Source organism: Dactylosporangium sp. NPDC051485, assembly GCF_040682015.1.
Classification (GTDB): Bacteria; Actinomycetota; Actinomycetes; order Mycobacteriales; family Micromonosporaceae; genus Dactylosporangium.
This window is the reverse complement of record NZ_JBFAZW010000019.1, coordinates 1-17,486: the sequence shown is the minus strand read 5'-3', so window position 1 is coordinate 17,486 and position 17,486 is coordinate 1. Positions and strand designations below refer to the sequence as shown.

The 17,486-nt window shown below is 73.3% G+C and carries 16 protein-coding genes and 1 tRNA gene; 7 read left to right on the top strand and 10 right to left on the bottom strand.

What is annotated here, in order from left to right; all coding sequences use genetic code 11:
- Nucleotides 1-26 precede the first annotated feature (26 nt).
- Nucleotides 27-99 (bottom strand) — tRNA-Thr (locus tag AB0M46_RS13470).
- An 86-nt stretch (nt 100-185) separates the two neighbouring features.
- On the opposite strand from AB0M46_RS13470, the gene AB0M46_RS13465 reads away from it, so the two are divergent.
- Nucleotides 186-2,000, top strand: coding sequence for a metallophosphoesterase (locus tag AB0M46_RS13465; protein ID WP_363335760.1), 1,815 nt, complete (start codon nt 186-188; stop codon nt 1,998-2,000).
- Nucleotides 2,001-2,010: 10 nt separating this feature from the next.
- On the opposite strand, the gene AB0M46_RS13460 is transcribed toward AB0M46_RS13465, so the two are convergent.
- The 5 genes from AB0M46_RS13460 to tmk form a co-directional block, all read right to left on the bottom strand.
- Nucleotides 2,011-2,703, bottom strand: coding sequence for a hypothetical protein (locus AB0M46_RS13460; protein WP_363335606.1), 693 nt, complete (start codon nt 2,701-2,703; stop codon nt 2,011-2,013).
- Nucleotides 2,704-2,863: 160 nt separating this feature from the next.
- A complete protein-coding gene (locus tag AB0M46_RS13455; protein ID WP_363335604.1) occupies nt 2,864-3,154 on the bottom strand; it encodes a hypothetical protein in 291 nt (96 codons plus the stop codon).
- Nucleotides 3,155-3,293: 139 nt separating this feature from the next.
- On the bottom strand, nt 3,294-3,614 hold the full coding sequence (locus AB0M46_RS13450) for a YbaB/EbfC family nucleoid-associated protein (RefSeq protein ID WP_363335602.1): 321 nt from the start codon (nt 3,612-3,614) through the stop codon (nt 3,294-3,296).
- Nucleotides 3,615-3,816: 202 nt separating this feature from the next.
- Complete coding sequence (locus AB0M46_RS13445; RefSeq protein ID WP_363335600.1) at nt 3,817-5,016, bottom strand: DNA polymerase III subunit delta'; 1,200 nt, start codon at nt 5,014-5,016, stop codon at nt 3,817-3,819.
- A gap of 234 nt (nt 5,017-5,250) precedes the next feature.
- Entirely contained in the window at nt 5,251-7,332 is a 2,082-nt protein-coding gene (gene tmk, locus AB0M46_RS13440; protein WP_363335758.1) for a dTMP kinase, read from the bottom strand.
- 194 nt (nt 7,333-7,526) lie between these two features.
- On the opposite strand from tmk, the gene AB0M46_RS13435 reads away from it, so the two are divergent.
- Genes AB0M46_RS13435 through AB0M46_RS13415 form a run of 5 tightly spaced genes read left to right on the top strand, consistent with a single transcriptional unit; the run spans nt 7,527 to nt 11,397 of the window.
- Complete coding sequence (locus AB0M46_RS13435; protein ID WP_363335598.1) at nt 7,527-8,735, top strand: amino acid deaminase/aldolase; 1,209 nt, start codon at nt 7,527-7,529, stop codon at nt 8,733-8,735.
- 17 nt (nt 8,736-8,752) lie between these two features.
- Entirely contained in the window at nt 8,753-9,670 is a 918-nt protein-coding gene (locus AB0M46_RS13430) for an SAM-dependent methyltransferase (protein ID WP_363335756.1), read from the top strand.
- A 32-nt stretch (nt 9,671-9,702) separates the two neighbouring features.
- Nucleotides 9,703-9,960 (top strand): DUF6364 family protein, encoded by a 258-nt coding sequence (locus AB0M46_RS13425; RefSeq protein WP_344618174.1) that lies wholly within the window; start codon nt 9,703-9,705, stop codon nt 9,958-9,960.
- Nucleotides 9,947-10,237: a type II toxin-antitoxin system PemK/MazF family toxin gene (locus AB0M46_RS13420; RefSeq protein ID WP_363335596.1), complete on the top strand. Its 291-nt coding sequence runs from the start codon at nt 9,947-9,949 to the stop codon at nt 10,235-10,237. Before AB0M46_RS13425 ends, AB0M46_RS13420 begins: the two co-directional genes overlap by 14 nt.
- Before the next feature lie 23 nt (nt 10,238-10,260).
- Nucleotides 10,261-11,397 carry an NADH-quinone oxidoreductase subunit D gene (locus AB0M46_RS13415; protein ID WP_363335594.1) on the top strand — a complete coding sequence of 379 codons (1,137 nt, stop codon included), beginning with the start codon at nt 10,261-10,263 and terminating at the stop codon, nt 11,395-11,397.
- A gap of 145 nt (nt 11,398-11,542) precedes the next feature.
- Here the strand turns inward: AB0M46_RS13415 and AB0M46_RS13410 are convergent, their stop codons facing one another.
- The 4 genes from AB0M46_RS13410 to AB0M46_RS13395 all read right to left on the bottom strand — a co-directional run bounded on the left by AB0M46_RS13410 (nt 11,543) and on the right by AB0M46_RS13395 (nt 16,044).
- A complete protein-coding gene (locus AB0M46_RS13410) occupies nt 11,543-13,255 on the bottom strand; it encodes a hypothetical protein (RefSeq protein ID WP_363335592.1) in 1,713 nt (570 codons plus the stop codon).
- An 89-nt stretch (nt 13,256-13,344) separates the two neighbouring features.
- On the bottom strand, nt 13,345-14,325 hold the full coding sequence (locus AB0M46_RS13405; RefSeq protein ID WP_363335591.1) for a glycine betaine ABC transporter substrate-binding protein: 981 nt from the start codon (nt 14,323-14,325) through the stop codon (nt 13,345-13,347).
- A gap of 189 nt (nt 14,326-14,514) precedes the next feature.
- Nucleotides 14,515-15,201 carry an ABC transporter permease gene (locus AB0M46_RS13400; protein ID WP_363335589.1) on the bottom strand — a complete coding sequence of 229 codons (687 nt, stop codon included), beginning with the start codon at nt 15,199-15,201 and terminating at the stop codon, nt 14,515-14,517.
- Between the two features lie 159 nt (nt 15,202-15,360).
- Nucleotides 15,361-16,044, bottom strand: a complete 684-nt coding sequence (locus tag AB0M46_RS13395; protein ID WP_363335587.1) for an ABC transporter permease — start codon at nt 16,042-16,044, stop codon at nt 15,361-15,363.
- 2 nt (nt 16,045-16,046) lie between these two features.
- Here AB0M46_RS13395 and AB0M46_RS13390 point away from each other — a divergent pair, with 2 nt between their 5' ends.
- Complete coding sequence (locus AB0M46_RS13390) at nt 16,047-17,042, top strand: ABC transporter ATP-binding protein (RefSeq protein WP_363335585.1); 996 nt, start codon at nt 16,047-16,049, stop codon at nt 17,040-17,042.
- Nucleotides 17,043-17,486: the final 444 nt, after the last annotated feature.

Below are 17,486 nucleotides of genomic sequence, written 5' to 3'. Positions count from 1 at the left end.
TGCGGTGGAGGGCGTCGCGTTGCCAGAGCCGCCTAACGGAATCGAACCGTTGACCTATTCATTACGAGTGAATCGCTCTGCCGACTGAGCTAAGGCGGCAACGGTGATTCAGTGTACGGCACGACCCGGGGGCATGCGCGAGGGGATTCCCCGACTCGCGCCGCACGGGTAACGTCCGCCCCGTGATGCCCGACGATATGCCGCCCGCCCCCGGCGAGCTCACCGCCGAGCCGGGCGAGCCGCTGATGCCGCTGCCGCAGCAGGACGAGGGCGGCGACGCGCCGGTCGGGGGCCGTCCCACCGCGCTCGACCCCGACCAGATGGGCTTCACCCCGCGCCGCGCCGTGCCCTGGCTGAGCCCGGTGCTGCTGAGCGGGACGGCGGTGCGGGTGCTGCTGGCCGGCCTGTTCGGGGCGTACCTCGACAAGCGCGAGCTCCAGGACGCCCTCCCGGCCCGCATCCTGCGCGAGGGCCCGGGCTACGCCGGCGTGGTCGGCGACGAGGACTGGCCCGACGGCGGGGAGCTCTGGGTCGACTACGCGGCCGACACCGGTGACGGGTTCAACGCCACCTACTCGATGGCATACCTGCTGGGCCAGCCCGCGCTCCGGGTGGACGGTCACGACCTGCCGCGGGGCGAGGTGCTCGTGCTCGGCGGGGATCAGGTCTATCCGACGGCGAGCGGGCAGCAGTACGAGGACCGCTTCAAGGGCCCGTTCCGCGCGGCCTTGCCGGAGCGCCCGGCCGAGGGCCCGCGGCCGCGGCTCTACGCGGTGGCGGGCAACCACGACTGGTACGACGGCCTGACCGCCTTCCTGCGCCTCTTCGTCCGTGGCGACGAGGGCGGCGTCGGGGGCTGGCAGACCCGGCAGGACCGCTCCTACTTCGCCGTGGAGCTGCCGCACCGGTGGTGGCTGATCGGCCTGGACGTGCAGCCGGGGGCCTACATCGACGATCCGCAGCTGCGGTACTTCACGTCGGCCGCCGCCCGCATGGGCCCGGGCGACCGGGTCATCATCTGCCCGCCCTCCCCCGGCTGGGTGGAGTCCACGGACGACCCCAAGGCCTACGACAGCATCGACTACTTCATCCGCACGATCATCGCCCCCACCGGCGCCGACGTCCGCCTGATGATTTCGGGTGACCTACATCACTACGCCCGCTACTCCCGCCCCGAGCGCGAGCTCATCACCTGCGGCGGAGGCGGCGCGTACCTCTACCCGACCCACGAGCTCCCCGAGCAGATCTCGGTCCCCCCGGTCCGCACCCGCGTGCGCAGCGCCTCCGCGCCGCGGATCTTCAACCTGGAGCGCACCTTCCCCACCAGGCCCCAGTCCCGCGCCCTGTCCTTCGGCGTCTTCTGGCGCCTGCCGTGGCGCAACCCGATGTTCCTCGGCCTGCTGGGCCTGCTGCAGACCCTGACGATGCTCGCCTTCGTCAACGCCGCCGACCGGGTCGTCTCCGGCGTGGAGCAGCGCCTGGTCACCGTCCCGGCCGTGCTGATGGCCGTGCTGGACATCCTGGGCACCTGCCTGCTGGCCATGCCCCACTCCGCCGGCCAGCGAAGGCCCCGCCACTGGCTGCTGGGCGGGCTGCACGGCGCCGCCTTCGTGGGCCTGGCCGCCCTGGGCGCCTGGGCGTGGCTCAGCCTGCCCTTCACCGACCAGCCGTGGCCGCTGCCGCTGCTGTTGGCGATGGTGTTGTACTTCCCGCTGTCCGCCCTGGCCGCCGGCGAGCTCTTCGCCCTCTACCTGGTCATCGCGGGCCAGTTCGACGTGAACGTGAACGAGCTCTTCGCGGGGCAGGGCATCACGGGCTACAAGGGCTTCCTGCGGCTGCACTTCACCGCGGACGGGGGGCTGACGATCTACCCGATCGGCGTACGGCAGACTGCCCGCCGCTGGCGCCCCCACCCGGACGCCGCCCCGGACGCCTCCTGGTTCGCCCCCGCCCACCCGATGGAGCTGCACCTGATGGACACCCCGATCCGCCTGCGGTAGCCCGCCACGTTCAGAGGTTGACCCGCGTGACCCCGGCGATGACGGCGGGCCCGCTCGGCACCCGCGGCGGTTGGTAGCCCAGCTCCGCCAGCGCCCCGCCCCACCGCGCCCGCAGCTCGTCGGCCGCGTCGAGGGCGTCGGCGGCCGGCTGCAGCACCCGCGCGACGATCCGCCCGGCCGCCGCGGTCACCTCGGCCCGCGGCGCGCCCGCCCCCGCCCCGGTAACCAGGGTGACGGCCTCGACGGAGGTGGCGACCCGCGCGATCGCCTCGGCCAGCTCGTGCCGGAACCCGGCCGCCCACCCGGCCAGCGCCTCGACGTATCCGGCGGTCGCGGCCATTCGCCCGGCGATCGTGCCCGGCTCGCTCCCATCCCCGACGTGCTCGGCCAGCGCGTTCCACACCACGCCGAAGGCCTCCGCGCCGCTGCCCTCCCAGGCGCTGCGCCCGACGTCGGCCTCGAGCCGCCCCGGCACCTCCCCGAACCGCTCCGCCACCCCGCGCAGCTCCCCCGCCGCCCGGCGCAGCCCGTTCACGTCGAGCTGAAGTGCGAAGCCGAGCACCTCGGCGGGCAGGCCCCCGACCCGCCGCACGAGCTGCGCGGCGTCACCCTCTGGCGGCAGGCCGCCGTCGGCCAGCACCGCGCCGACCCGCCGGAACAGGTCGTCCCCGACCCCGGCCAGCCGATCGAGCACGTCGGTCATGCCGTCCCCCGCGACTCGAGCGCGGCCACCCGCCGCGCCGCATCGGCTCGGCGCGCAGCCGGCTCGGCGCGCCGCACGGCCATGAGGCGGGCCGCGGGCCGCGCGTCATGGATCGCCGGCAACGCGCTCCCGTGGGCAACCGGCCGAGCGGATGTCACGGTCATGGGGCGCTCCTGGCGTCGTCCTCGACGGAGCGGTATCCGGCCGCCACCTGACGCAGCGCATGGGCGGTGCCGGTCAGCCGGGCGCCGTGCGCGGAGGCCTCGGCGCCGCGGTCGGCCAGCGCCGTCGCCAGCAGCCGGTGCAGGTCGCGGGCGGTCCGGCCGAGGCTGGTGCCGGCATCGCCACCGAGCGCGCGGGCGCCCGGGTCGATGATGCTGAGCGTGGAGCTCGCGGCGGCCAGCTCGTCGCCGGCCTCCTGCAACCGGTGGGCCAGGTCGTCCAGCCGCATTACGCCACCACCCGGCGTCGCTGGACCCGGTCGCTCGCGGCTGCCCGGGCTTGCCTCCGCGGCGACGTCGTCCGGGCGCGGTGCCGGCGCGCGCCGGTGTGGTGGGCCGCCGATCCCGCGGCGGGCGTGGGCCGGACCGTCATGACAGCTTGCGATAGTCGGCGAAGTACTCCTTGTGGAGCTTCTCGCGGGCCCAGGCCGCGGCGTCCGCCGCCGCGGTCACGGCGTCCTTGACCGCCTTCGCGACCGACTCGCTCGTGCGGTTGTGCAGCGGCCCGTCGATGCGGACATCGCGGATCGTGCCGTCGGCGGTGACGCGGACCTCCACCAGATCGTCGGCGGAGCGCACGGTCACCTCCACCGTCCTGGCCGTCTTCTCGAACTCGGCATGCAAGGCCTCGATTCGGCGGTATCGCTCTACCGCTTCCTCGATCCACGTCTCATCGATGTCGCGCCCCATGCCACCTCCCCCGCGTGACCGTACGACACCGCCCGGTCACCACGGAAGACCGAATCCAAGCCTGTGGATAACTTTTGCCGGGCATCAGGGCAACGGGACGGGCGTCAGGCGGCGGGGCCGGCGGCGGTGAGATCGGCCGCGGCCACAGAGAGAGGGCGATGCGGGCCTCGATGGCGGCGCGGCACTCCAGGACGAGGTGAGATCAGCCGCGCCACAGCGAGAGCATCATGGCCTCCACGGCGATCCGGGGCTTCACGTTGGCCTCGATGGCGACGCGGCACTCCAGGACGGCCTCCAGGCGGCGCAGGGTGCTCTCCGGCGTCCACTTCTCGGCGGCGGCGTCGGCCAGTTCGTCGATGTCGCCGTGGACGGGGGCCACGTCGGCGGCGAAGGAGTGGGCCAGGACGTCGCGGTAGAAGCCGGCCAGGTCGACCAGGGCGCGGTCGAGGGCGTCGCGCTGGGCTCGGGTGGCGCGGGACTTCTGGCGGCGCTCCAGGTCCTTCAGCTGGCCCGCCGAGCCGCGGACCGCGCCCGCGGCGCCCTTGCCGGTGCCGCCGGCGCCCAGGGCGGTCTCCAGGGCGGCGCGCTCCTTGGCGTCGACCTCGACGACGGTCGCGGCGGCCTCGGCCTCGGCCGCCTCGATGAGCGCGCTCGCGGCGTCGAAGGCGGCGCCGATGCCGGTCAGGCGGCGCGGCACGGCGAGCACGGCGTCCCGGCGGCTGCGGGCCTGCGGGTCGCGGGCCAGCCGCCGGGCGCGGCCGACGTGGCCCTGCGCGGCGGCGGCCGCCCAGGTGGCGGTCGGCTCGTCGATGCCGTCGCGGCGGTGCAGGACGGTGGCGATCGCGTCGGCCGGGGGCTGGCGCAGCGGCACGACCCGGCAGCGCGAGCGGATGGTGACCGAGATGTCGTCGGGGTGGGTGCTCGGCGTGCACAGCAGGAAGACCGTCCGCGGCGGTGGCTCCTCGACCGCCTTGAGCAGCGCGTTGCCGGCCGCCTCGGTCAACCGGTCGGCGTCCTCGACCAGCAGCACCTGCCAGCGGCCCTGGGTCGGCGAGCTGGCCGCGCGCAGCACCAGCGCGCGCATCTCGCCCACCGCGATGGACAGGCCCTCCGGCACCACGAACCGCACGTCGGCGTGCGTGCCCCCGAGCGCCGTGTGGCAGGCCTGGCAGTTGCCGCAGCCGCCGTGCGGGCACTGCAGCGCGGCGGCGAACGTCCGGGCGGCCACCGAGCGGCCGGAGCCCGGCGGCCCGGTGAACAGCCACGCATGGGTCATCGCCTGCTGCCCGGCGGCGTCCGCAACCCCGCCGCGCACGACCGCGTCGGCCGCCTCGACCGCCCGCGACAGCGTCGCCACGGCGTCGGGCTGCCCGATCAGCTCGTCGAAGATCGGCGGCGTCATGCCCGCGCACCCCTTCCCGACCACAACGCCCGGACCGCGACAAGGCCGGAAGACCAGCACGCCGAAACCAGGGCGGCAGGCGCGGGACGAGGGGTCATGTCCGCACACCCGATCGGCGCAGGCTCCACGCCGAGCCCCCACGTGCGGCAGACGCGGGACGACGGGACATGCCCGCGCGCCCCTTCCCGACAGCAGCTGCCGGGGCGGCGACGGGGCCGGGAGGCGGGGGCGGGCTCATACTCGCGAGCCCTTGCCGGATAAGTCGGACGCGGTCCCGTCGCCGGCCTCGTCGCCGGTCAGCGTGGTGGCGACCTGGGCGGCGTCGTGCAGGACGGTGTCGATGGAGGACTCGTACTCCGGGATCAGGTGGCGGAGCCGCTGCAGCACGCCCTCGGCCAGGGCGTCGATCGACTTGGTCGCGTCGAGCACCAGGTAGCGGCTCGGGTCGGCCGAGGCCAGGTCGAGGAAGGCGTAGCGCACGCGCTCGTGGAAGGCCAGGGACTCGCTCTCCAGCCGGTCGGCCTCGCCGCGGCGGCCGGCGCGGGCCAGGCCCACCGCCGGGTCGAGGTCGAGCAGGACGACCAGGTCGGGCTTGAGGCCGCCGGTGGCCCACTTGGACAGCCAGGACACTTCCTCGACGGGCAGCGTCCGGCCGGCGCCCTGGTAGGCCAGGGACGAGTCGACGTAACGGTCGCTGATGACCACCGAGCCGCGCTCCAGGGCCGGGCGCACGACCGAGGCCACGTGGTGGGCCCGGTCGGCGGCATACAGCAGCGCCTCGGCCCGCGGCGTCAGCACCTCGCCGCCGTCGGCCGGGTGGTCCAGCACGAGGCGGCGGATGCCCCGGCCGACCGGGGTGGCGCCGGGCTCGTGGGTCACGACGACGTCCCGCCCGATCCGGCGCAGCGCCTCGGCCAGCTGGTCGACCTGCGTCGACTTGCCGACCCCCTCGCCGCCCTCGAAGACGATGAACAGGCCCTGCACGGCCTTGGGGTCGTCGGGGCTGAGCGGACGGCCGCGGATCGAGCCGAGCAGGTCGGGCAGGATCGGCACGCCCGGCTTGTCGTCCATCTGGCGCAGTGCGAACAGCCCCGCGAACACGCCGAAGATGCCGGCGATGGCCAGCAGCGGCCGGGTGCTGGAGACGTCGAAGTGGTAGAAGCCCAGGTCGATCTTGCGGGTGCCGCCGGCGCCGACGATGACGCTGGACAGCGAGATGGTCAGCATGAGCACCACGCGCGTGCCCATCTGGACGAAGGCGAAGGCGCGGCCGCGCATGTCGTCGGCCACCTCACCGCCGAGCAGCGTGGTGCCGGACAGGAAGGCCATGCCGGCCCCGGCGCCGACCAGCAGCGCGCCGCCCACCGCGATGGCCAGGTGGGTGGCGAAGGCGAGGATCAGCACGGAGCCGGCGGCCAGGATGATCGACAGGCCGAACCAGCGGCGCCGCGACAGCGCGCCGACCAGCTTGGGGCCGGTCGCGATGCCGACCCCGAGACCGAGGAAGAGCACGGCGAAGAGCAGCGCGAACGCGGCGTCACCGGCGCTGAGGGAGACCGCGTAGAACTTCGCGGTGCCGACCACCACGCCGCCGCCGGCGAAGGCGCCGAAGATGCCCAGCACCAGGCCGCGCACCAGCGGGGTCCTGCTGACGAAGGCCCAGCCCTGGGTGAACTCGCGGATCATGCCGGGCTTGCGCTGGACCGCGGCGGTGCGCCGGCCGCTGATCTCCCGGATGCCGAAGAAGACGGTGGCCGCGGTGGCCAGGAAGGTGAACGCGTTGAACCACAGCGCCACGTTGGACGGCTGGGCCCAGTGCGGCTCGTCCTTGCCGAAGACGGCCAGCACCAGCCACTGCAGCCCGATGAGCACCAGCGCGGCGGCGACCGGGGTGATGCCGTAGGTCGTGGCCAGGGTCAGCTGGTTGGCGGTCTCCAGCCGGGCCCGGGGCAGCAGGTTGGGCACCGACGCCTCCTTGGCCGGCGTCCAGATCATCGCGACGGTCTCGATCACGAACGTGGCGATCGCGGTCCAGCCGATGACCAGAGCGGGGTCGCGGGTGACCAGCGCGGCGGCCGGGATGGAGGCGAAGAAGACGAAGCGCAGCAGGTCGCAGACGACCATCGTGTAGCGCCGGTCGAACCGGTCGGCGAACACGCCGGCCACCGGCCCGAGGATGAGCGCGGGCAGCAGCCGCACCGCGATGACCGAGCCGAACGCCAGGCCCTGGGCCGTCGAGTCCTTCACCTGCGAGGCGGCGAACGTGGAGGCGGCGAGCAGGCCGAGCCAGTCCCCGAGGGACGACAGGCCGAGCACCGCCCAGAGCCGGCGAAAAGCCCGGATGCGCAGGACGGCCTGGAGTTCCCCGAACCCGGAGAGATCGCTGCTGGCGATGGCGGCCACCTCCTCTTCTTCCGGTCTCACGCTACAGGTCACCCCCGACAATTCCGGAAGCGCGTGGCGTTACGCGAGGTTCTTTCATATTCCTCGTCGTCTCGGTACGGTGAGGCGTGTCCAGCTCCCGCTCCGCCTTGCGGGCCCGTTACGACCGGGCCACCGCCGATCTCGACCCGCCCTTCGTGATCGTGGATCTCGACGCCTTCGACGCCAACGCCGCGGCCCTGACCGCCCGTGCGGCGGGCAAACCGCTGCGGGTGCCCAGCAAGTCGGTGCGCGTCCGCGCGCTCATCGAGCGGACCCTGGACCGGCCGGGCTGGCGCGGCATCATGGCGTTCACCCTTCCGGAGGCCATCTGGCTGGCCGAACAGGGCGTGGCCGACGACATCCTCGTCGCCTACCCCACCGCCGACCGCGCGGCCCTTCGCCGCCTGGCCACCGACGAGAAGCTGGCCGGCACCGTGACCGTCATGGTCGACGGCGCCGAGCAGCTCGACCTGGTCGACGCGCTGATCCCGGCCGCCCAGCGGGCCGCGCCCGTGCGCGTCTGCATCGACCTGGACGCCTCCTGGAAGCCGGTGTCCGCCGTGCACATCGGCGTGCGGCGCTCGCCCGTGCACAGCCCCGCGCAGGCCGGCGCGCTGGCCGCGGCGATCGCCGCCCGGCCCGGGTTCCGGCTGGTCGGGGTCATGTCGTACGAGGCCCAGATCGCCGGCCTGGGCGACGCCCCGCCCGGGCGGCCGGTGCGCGGCGCGCTCATCCGGGCCATCCAGGCCCGCTCCATGCCGGAGCTGGTCGCCCGCCGGGCCGCGGTGGTGGCCGAGGTGCGCCGCCACGCCGAGCTCGAGTTCGTCAACGGCGGCGGCACCGGCAGCGTGGCCGCGACGGCCGCCGACCCGGCCGTGACCGAGGTGGCTGCCGGCAGCGGGCTGTTCGGGCCGTGGCTCTTCGACGGGTACCGCAACTGGCGCCCCCGCCCCGCGGCGCTGTTCGCCCTGTCCGTCGTGCGCCGCCCCAACCCCGCCACCGCGACCGTGCTCGGCGGCGGCTGGATCGCCTCCGGCGAGACCTCCCCGACCCGCCAGCCCCTGCCGTGGCTGCCGGAGGGCCTGCGCCTGATCGGCACCGAGGGCGCCGGCGAGGTGCAGACCCCGCTGGTCGGCCCGGGCGCCGCGCCCCTGCGGGTGGGCGAGCGGGTGTACTTCCGCCACTCCAAGGCCGGCGAGCTGTGTGAGCACGTCAACGAGGTACACCTCGTGCAAGGGGAGAACATCGTGGACGTGGTGCCGACGTACCGGGGCGAGGGCAGAGTGTTCCTGTGACGCGCTGGCGGCAGGCGATGGAGGCGGCGCTGTACGGCCCGGACGGCTTCTTCGTCCGTTCCCGTCCCGCCGCGCACTTCCGCACCAGCGCGACCGCCTCGCCGCTGTTCGCCGGGGCGGTCGCGACCCTGCTCGGCCGCCTCGACGAGGCGCTGGGCCACCCGGACCCCCTCGACCTGGTCGACGTCGGGGCCGGCCGCGGCGAGCTGCTGACCGGGGTGCTGGCCGCGCTGCCGGAGCAGGTGCGGGCCCGGGTGCGCGCCACCGCCGTGGAGAAGGCGCCCCGACCGGGTGAGCTGCCGTCCACGATCGGGTGGACCTCCAGCCCGCCCACCGGCGTCGTCGGGCTGCTCGTGGCGACCGAGTGGCTGGACAACATCCCGGTGGAGATCGTGGAGCTCGATGCGCATGTGCGGCCGCGGTACCTCCAAAGCTCCCCCGACGGCACCCTGGCCCTCGCCCCGGGCGGACTCGACCCCTCCGACGCCGCCTGGCTGGCCCGCTGGTGGCCGCTCGAGGGCGCCCCGCCGGGCGCCCGGGCGGAGATCGGCGCCCCTCGCGACGAGGCCTGGGCCGCGGCCGCCGGCTGCGTGGCGCGCGGCCTGGCGCTGGCCGTCGACTACGGCCACGTCGCCGCCGACCGGCCCCTCTTCGGCACGCTGACCGGCTTCCGGGACGGCCGCGAGGTGCCGCCGGTCGCCGACGGCTCCTGCGACCTCACCGTCTCCGTGGCCCTGGACTCCCTCGGCTCGCCCACCATGACCCAGCGCGAGGCCCTGCGCCTGCTCGGTGTCGACGGCGCCCGCCCACCCCTGGCCCTGGCCTCGAGCGACCCGGCCGGCTACGTGCGCGCACTGGCCCGCGCCTCGGCGGCGGCCGAGCTCACCGACCCGTCGGGCCTGGGCGGGCACCACTGGATACTGCATTGGGTATGACCGATGGTCATACTCGCGGTACCATATCGGCCATGACAACAAAAGTGACGCTCTCGTTCTCCGACCAGACCATCGCCGACGCCCGGCACTGGGCCGAGCGCGACGGGGTGTCGCTCAGCGCGTGGATCGACCGGGCGACCCAGGAGCGGGCCCTGCGCGAGATCTTCAGCGCCCACGCCGAGGCGGTCCGGCGGGCCAAGGTCGACCTCGACGCCACGGCACTCGCCGATGAAGAGGAGATCGCGCTCGTGGACGCCGAGCTATACCGTGGACGGCGTGCGTCGCGGTGAAGTGTGGCTCATCAAGGGGGCGCGGGAGCGCCTGGGTCTGATCGTCAGCTCAGACGTGTTCAACAGCACGGACGTCCCCGTGGTCATCGTGGCCGAGGTGACCGACGCCGAGGAGCTGCGCGACTCGCCGCTCGCGGTGGAGCTCGACGAGCTCGTGGTGATGCCCGACCGGCTCTCCTCGCCGCTGAAGCGGTGGTTCGTCGAGCGGGTCGCGGTCGCTGACACCAGCACCATGCACAACGTGTCGCGCGCGCTGCGCATCCTTCAGGACCTGTAGCCGGGGGCTCTAGGCTGGCGGGTATGACGTCCGAGCTCACCGTCGGCACCGGGGCGGGTCTCGACACCGCCGACATGGTGCTCAACATCGGGCCCCAGCACCCGTCGACCCACGGCGTGCTGCGCCTCCGGCTCGTGCTGGACGGCGAGCGGGTGATCTCCGCCGAGCCGATCATCGGCTACATGCACCGCGGCGCCGAGAAGCTCTTCGAGGTGCGCGACTACCGGCAGATCATCATGCTGGCCAACCGGCACGACTGGCTCTCGGCATTCTGCAACGAGCTCGGCGTGGTGCTGGCCGTCGAGCGGCTGATGGGCATCGAGGTGCCGGAGCGGGCCGTGTGGCTGCGCACCGCCCTCGCCGAGCTCAACCGGGTGCTCAACCACCTGATGTTCCTCGGCTCGTACCCGCTGGAGATCGGCGCCATCACGCCGGTCTTCTACGCCTTCCGCGAGCGCGAGACGATCCAGGCCGTGCTCGAGGAGGCCTCGGGCGGGCGGATGCACTACATGTACAACCGGGTCGGCGGGCTCAAGGAGGAGGTGCCGGCCGGCTGGACCGGGCGGGCGCGGGCCGCGATCGACCAGGTGCGCCGGCGGATGCCCGACCTGGACTCGCTCATCCGGCGCAACGAGATCTTCCTGGCCCGCACGGTCGGCGTCGGGGTGCTCAGCGCGGCCGAGGCCGCCGCCTACGGCGCGTCCGGGCCGGTCGCCCGGGCCTCCGGGCTGGACCTCGACCTGCGCCGGGACGAGCCCTACCTGGCCTACGGCGAGCTGTCGGTGCCGGTGGTGACCCGCACGACGGGCGACTGCCATGCGCGCTTCGAGGTGCTGCTGGATCAGGTGTACGTCTCCCTCGACCTCGCCCAGCAGTGCCTGGACCGGGTGGATCAGCTGACCGGGCCGGTGAACGTGCGGCTGCCGAAGGTGGTCAAGGCGCCGGAGGGCCACACCTACGCCTGGACCGAGAACCCGCTCGGCGTGAACGGGTACTACCTGGTGTCCCGCGGCGAGAAGACCCCCTGGCGGCTCAAGCTGCGCACCGCCTCCTACGCCAACGTGCAGGCCCTCTCCACGCTGCTGCCGGGCACCCTGGTCCCGGACCTGATCGCGATCCTGGGCTCGATGTTCTTCGTCGTCGGCGACATCGACAAGTAGGGCATTACGCTCGATGCGCGACATGTCGGGCGCTGGCGCGCCACGACATGTCGGATTTATACGGTGCCAGGGTATAAATCATGCCGCATCGGACTTGATCTTGGCAAGGTGGCGCAGGGCGACCACTGGCACTGACGGAGGATCCTCAACGCCAGCGGTCGTCGTTGCCCTCGAAGTCGACGATCGGGTGGGCCGGGCGGCCACCGCGGTCCCCGTCGCGGCCGCCGTTCCAGCCGTACTCCTCGTCGTCCTCGGCCGACCGGGACCGCCGCGAGACGCGCTCCTCGTCGCGCCGGGCGCTCTCGCCGGAATACTCACCCCAGCGCGACGCGGACTCGGCCGGCGAGGCGGGCAGCGCCTGCGGGCCGCCGCCGAGCGCGGGCCGGTCCCGGCGCACCTCGGACCAGCGGGTCGCGCCGGTCTCGTCCCGCCGGGCCTCCTCGTAGCTGGTCTGGGACCAGTGCGCATCGGCCCGCCGGTGCCCGCCGGTGGTCGGCTCCGGGTCGTGGGTCCCCCGGTCGCGGTCCCGCTCCCGGCGCGCCTCGGAGCGCCGCGGGCTCTCGGTGAGCCGGCTCTCGGTGCCCGAGCCGTAGCGGGGGGCCTCGAACCGGTCGTCGTCGCGGTCGTCGCGCTCGTCGTGCCGGGAGCCGTGGCGCCCGCCGCGGCGTTCGTCGTCGCGCTCCTCGATCGCCGCCCGGTGGCCCCCGGCCTGGCTCTCCTCCGGGTAGTACTCCTCGTGCCGCACCGTCGCCCAGCGGTCCTCGATGCGCACGTGGGTGCCGGTCTCATCGGCGTGGACGGCGGAGCGCCGCTCGCCCATGCGCAGCTCCCGCCCGCCCCGCTCGTCGCTGTGCACGGAGGCCCAGCGGTCGGTGGTGCGCATGCCCGTGACCTCGCCGTCGTCGTCGGGGTCGTGGGCGCGGCGCCGGCCGCCGCGGCGCTCCACGTCGGCGCCGCCGCGGGGCTGGGTCTGCGGCCAGTCGCCGCTGTGCGCCCGTTCCATGCGCTCGTGCAGCAGCTGCTCGCTCCAGGACTGCTGCTCGCGGTGGTCGTCGCGCACCCGGTCGTCGCGGCGCTCGATCCATTCGCCGCGCTCGGATCGCTCCGAGCGGCCGACCCGCTCGGGCCGCTCGGCCCGCTCAGGGCGGTCGGAGCGGTCGGAGCGCTCGGGGCGCTCAGGGCGATCGGGCCGGTCGTGGCCGCGCTCCGGGGCGCGGGGCGGGCGCTCGCGCTCGTCGGGGCGGGCCGGGATCCGCTCGGCGCGGTCCGGGCGGCGCTGCTGCGGGATCTCGGGGCGCGGGCCGGGGCCGGCGCCGTACACGGTGCCGGAGCGCGCCTCGGTCGGGTCGACAACCATCGTCTTGGTGGTGACCTGCACCGTCTCCGTGTGCCGCAGCACGCCCTGGGGCACGGCGGCCGAGCCGGTGGGGTGCGGCGCCGGCAGCGGCTGGGAGGCGGCCCGCTCCAGCTGCGCCCGCATCGTGTCGACCTGGTGCCGCAGCGCGTCGACGGTCTCGTGCAGGCCGCCGATGCGCTCCATGAGCTGACCGTGGGTGGTCCTGGCGGCGTGCGTGATGTCGCCGCGGATGTCCGCGCGGACGTGGTCGATCTCCTCGTACACCAGCTCCTCGACCTCACCACGGACCGTGTCGCCGCTCTGGCGCAGCGCGATCGACAGGCCGATGAGGACCACGACGAGCAGGGCCAGGACGGCGGCCAGTTGCAGCAGGAAACCGCTGCCGACGAGCAGCAGCAGGGCGGCGAGCGGGGAGAGGCCGACCCCGCCCCAGAACAGCAGCGGGAGCAGCTTCGTGCTCCGCTTCACCCCGGGTGCGTCGGGGGCTTGCGCGGCCGGCATGAGCAGAGAACTTACCCCGTCCTCAACACAAACGAAACGCCCTCTCGTCCCGGGCGGACGAGAGGGCGCGCGTTCGGCTGTCCGCGCTGCTAGCCGAGCGAACCATCCGAGGAGAAGACCAGCACGAGCGAGGCGTTGCCCTTCTTCAGGGCGTCCTTGCTCTGCGGGCCGCCGGCGTCCAGGCTCAGCACCTTGCCGAACTGGATGCCGTATGTCTTCTGGAGGCCCACCTCGCAGAACGGCCGCTGCGGGCACTCCGCCGGGCCGCCCAGGACGGTCGCCTGGCCCGAGCACTTCGCGGCGAAGTCGCTGAGGGTCTTCACGCTGTACTTCGAGGCGAACTCCGACGTCACCGCGAACGCGTTGCCGTCGGTCGCCTTGGACGCCTTGCCGAAGGACAGGCCCTGCTTGCCGCCGAGGTCCTTGAGCGCGGTCACCGTCTTGTCGACGTCACCCGAGGCGAGCGTCTTGGCGTCCTTGCCGTTGACCGTCTGGTTGATGAACTCGGTCAGGGTCGCGGCGTACTCCGGGACGACCTGGATGTCGCCCTTGGTCAGCTGCCCGTAGTACACCTCGCGCTTGCCGATCGTCTGCACGGTCGCGTCGTAGCCCGCGGCCTTGAGGACGATCTCGTAGAGGGCGCCGAGGGTGGCGCTCTCCGAGAAGTCGGCGGCGCCGATCTTGACCGCCCCGCCCTTGCCCTTCTCGATGCCGGTGGTGAGGTTCTCCGCCTTCGCGAAGTCCTCGGCCGCCACCTTGGAGGTCTTGCGGTCGACGTCGACCGCCTTGTTGAGCGCGATCAGCTTCTCGACGGTGAGCGCGTCGGAGACCTTGTCCAGCGCCGCGACGAGGGCCGGGTCGGCGACCTTCGTGTTGACCGCCGGGATGACGTTGTCGGCCAGTTGGAGCTTCTTGTCGTCGTCCAGGACCACGAGCTTGTCCCCCGCCACCGGGGCACACCCCGCCCCGTTGACGCTGGCCGGCGCCTGAGTGCCCGAGGAGCCCTCCTTGCCGCAGGCGGCGAGGCCCAGCGCGGCAAAGCTGAGAACGACTCCAAGGGTGGCGCGCATGGCTGTACGCAAAATGGCCCGCCTTCCGTGTCCCGGCGCGATCACTGTGACCGGCCGCGTGTCCGACGGACGGCGCTATCGGCTATCAAGCCCGCCCGCTCCAGATAGGCAACTCCGGCGATGGAAATTCGGCAACCGCACCCAGGCACGTTTTCGTAACAACCGGTTATGGAGTCCTCGCCGCAGCGCTCAGGAGCGGCCCGCGGCCCGCCGTAGCACCTTTGGTGTGACTTTCCGCTCTATGACGGCCATCACTGCGTCGGCCAGCAGGGCGAGGCCCGCCACGAGAATCGCGCCGGCCAGGATCTGCCCGCCGTGGCCCGGCCCGAGCCCGAAGCCGGCCGAAATGATCATGCCCAGGCCGCCGCCGTTGACCGCGGTGGCGAGGGTCGCCGTGGCCACCACCGTCGTGGTCGCGATCCGCAGGCCGGTGGCCAGGAACGGCACGGCAAGCGGCAGCTCGACCCGCAGGAGGCGCTGGGCCGAGGTCATGCCCATGCCGCGGGCCGCCTCGCGGACCTCCGAGTCGATCTCGCGCATCCCGGTGTAGGCGTTGGCCAGCAGCGCCGGCAGCGAGAACACGGCCAGCGCGATGATCACGGCCGGCTTGCCCAGGCCGATCGGGGTGAGAGTCAGGATGGTGAGCAGCGCGACGACCGGGATCGCCTGGGTCAAATTGGACAGCAGGACGATCACGCCGGAGGCAGCGCCGCGGCGGCCCAGCGCGATGCCCAGCGGCCAGGCCACGACGCAGCCCAGCAGCACCGCGACGACCGAAATTTCGACGTGTTCCTCGAGCCGCTCGATGATCCCGCCCGGATTGGTCCAGTTCAGCGGGTCGTTGAACCAGACGATGGCATCGCCGATCACGCTCATGCCGAATCCTCCGCTTCGCTCCGGCTCCGGCCTGAGCTGACCCCGCGCTTATTGTGAGCGGCCTCTCCGCTTCGCTCCGAACCGCTCATGCCGAATCCTCCGCTTCACACCGGCTCCGGCCTGAGCTGACCCCGCGCTCTCCGCTTCGCTTCGAACCGCTCATGCCGCGCGCCTCCTCGCCCAGGGCGTGAGCACCCGGCTGACCAGGATCAGCAGCACGTCGAGGATCAGCGCCAGCCCGACGCAGAGCACAGCCGCGGTGGAGATCTCGGCCTTGTAGTAGTTGTTGCGGAAGCCCGCCAGGATCAGCCCGCCCAGGCCGCCCTGCGACCCGACGATCGCGCCGACCGTGACCAACGCCACGGTGGAGACGGTGGCCAGCCGAAGCCCGGTGAGGATGCCCGGCAACGCCAAGGGCAGCTCGACCCGCCAGAGACGAGCCAGCCGGGTGTACCCCATGGCGGTGGCCGCCTCGCGCACGTCCTCGGGCACTTGCAGCAGGCCGGTGAGGGCATTACGAATGAGCACGATCAATGCGTACGACGTCAGGGCGACGATCACCGGAGAGCGCCCGGTGCCCATGAACGGGGCCAGGAAGGCCAGCAGGGCCAGCGACGGGATCGTGTAAAGCACGCCGGCTGATGTCAGAATCGGCGTGGCGAGCGGGCGTACCCAGTACGCCAGCACCGCCAGCGGTATCGCGATGACCACCGCGATGGCGACCGACCACACCGTGATCACCACGTGGTCGAGGAGGGCATCCCGCAGCGTGTCGGAGTTGTCCCGGACGTACGACCAGGAGAACCAGGGGTTGCCCACCTCCCCGTGAGCCAGGAAGGACATGCGTGGACGTTACCGCGAAGACCGACGCCGCGCCGATCGCGCTCGATCGGTTGCGGAAGGTGTATCCGGACGGCACGGTGGCGGTCGGCGAGCTGAGCCTCGAGATCGGCAGCGGCGAGGTGACGGTGCTCATCGGCCCCTCGGGCTGCGGCAAGTCGACCGTGTTGCGGATGGTGAACCGGCTGATCGAGCCCTCCGACGGGCGGATCCTCATCGACGGGGCCGACGTGACCACCGCCGACCCGGTCCAGCTGCGCCGGACCATCGGCTACGTGATCCAGAACGTCGGGCTCTTCCCGCACCAGACCGTGCGGGCCAACGTCGGCACCGTCCCGCGGATGCTCGGCTGGGACCGCGCGCGCATCGCCGAGCGCACCGACGAACTGCTCGACCTGGTCGGGCTCGAGCCATCCCGCTACGCCGCGCGCTACCCGCACGAGCTCTCCGGCGGGCAGCGGCAGCGGGTCGGCTTCGCCCGCGCCCTCGCCGCCGACCCGAAGGTGCTGCTCATGGACGAGCCGTTCTCGGCCGTCGACCCGATCAACCGGGGCCGGCTGCAGGACGAGTTCCTGCGGCTGCGCGAGTCGGTGCGCAAGACCACGATCCTGGTCACGCACGACCTGCAGGAGGCGATCAAGCTCGGCGACCGCATCGCGGTGCTCTCCGATCACGCGCAGCTGCAGCAGTACGCCACACCCGCCGAACTCCTCGCCCGGCCTGGCAACGAGTTCGTCGAGCGGTTCGTGGGCGAGGACCGGGGGATCATGCGGCTGTCGGTCACCCCGATCCCCACCGACGGGCTGCGGCCGGTCGCGCAGGCCGGCGAGGGCGCGCCCGTCGTCGCCGCCGGCGCCACCCTGCGGGAGGCCTTCGGCGCGATGCTGGCGGCGGGGCGGGGCGCGGTGGTGGTGCAGGACGGCGACACCCCGCTCGGCGCGCTCACGGCGGCCGATGTGCAGGTCGCGCTGGCCTCGGCGGCGGTGCAATCGGCAGCCTGAGCGGTCGCCCGCCGCCTGCTCGCCACCCGCTTGCGCGCTCTCCGCCCGCCCGTCCGACCGTTGGTGGTCCGTCGCCCGGCCTGCGGGCCCGGCCCCGCCCCGGCGGCCCGAGCGTCGCCTGTTCCCTGCTCGCACGGGCGGCCAACGACTTGGCCTGCGGCGGTGGTTCGTCGCTCGGCCTCGCCCCGGCGGCCGGAACGTCGCCTGTTTCTGCTCGCGCGGGCGGCCGACGACTTGGCCTGCGGCGCCCGTCAACCCGTCGCCTGGAGCCCGGACGGCGAACCGCCGCTTGTGGCCCTATCGATAAGTCGGGCGCTCCGCGCCACGATTTATCTGACTTATGCCCCGCCCCCGGTTTCAAGGGGTCGTTGCAACACCTGACTTGATCAGGGGTTGCCGTGTTCGAGATCCGGGTTGATCGTCGCCCGCAGGGGTGTAAACCGT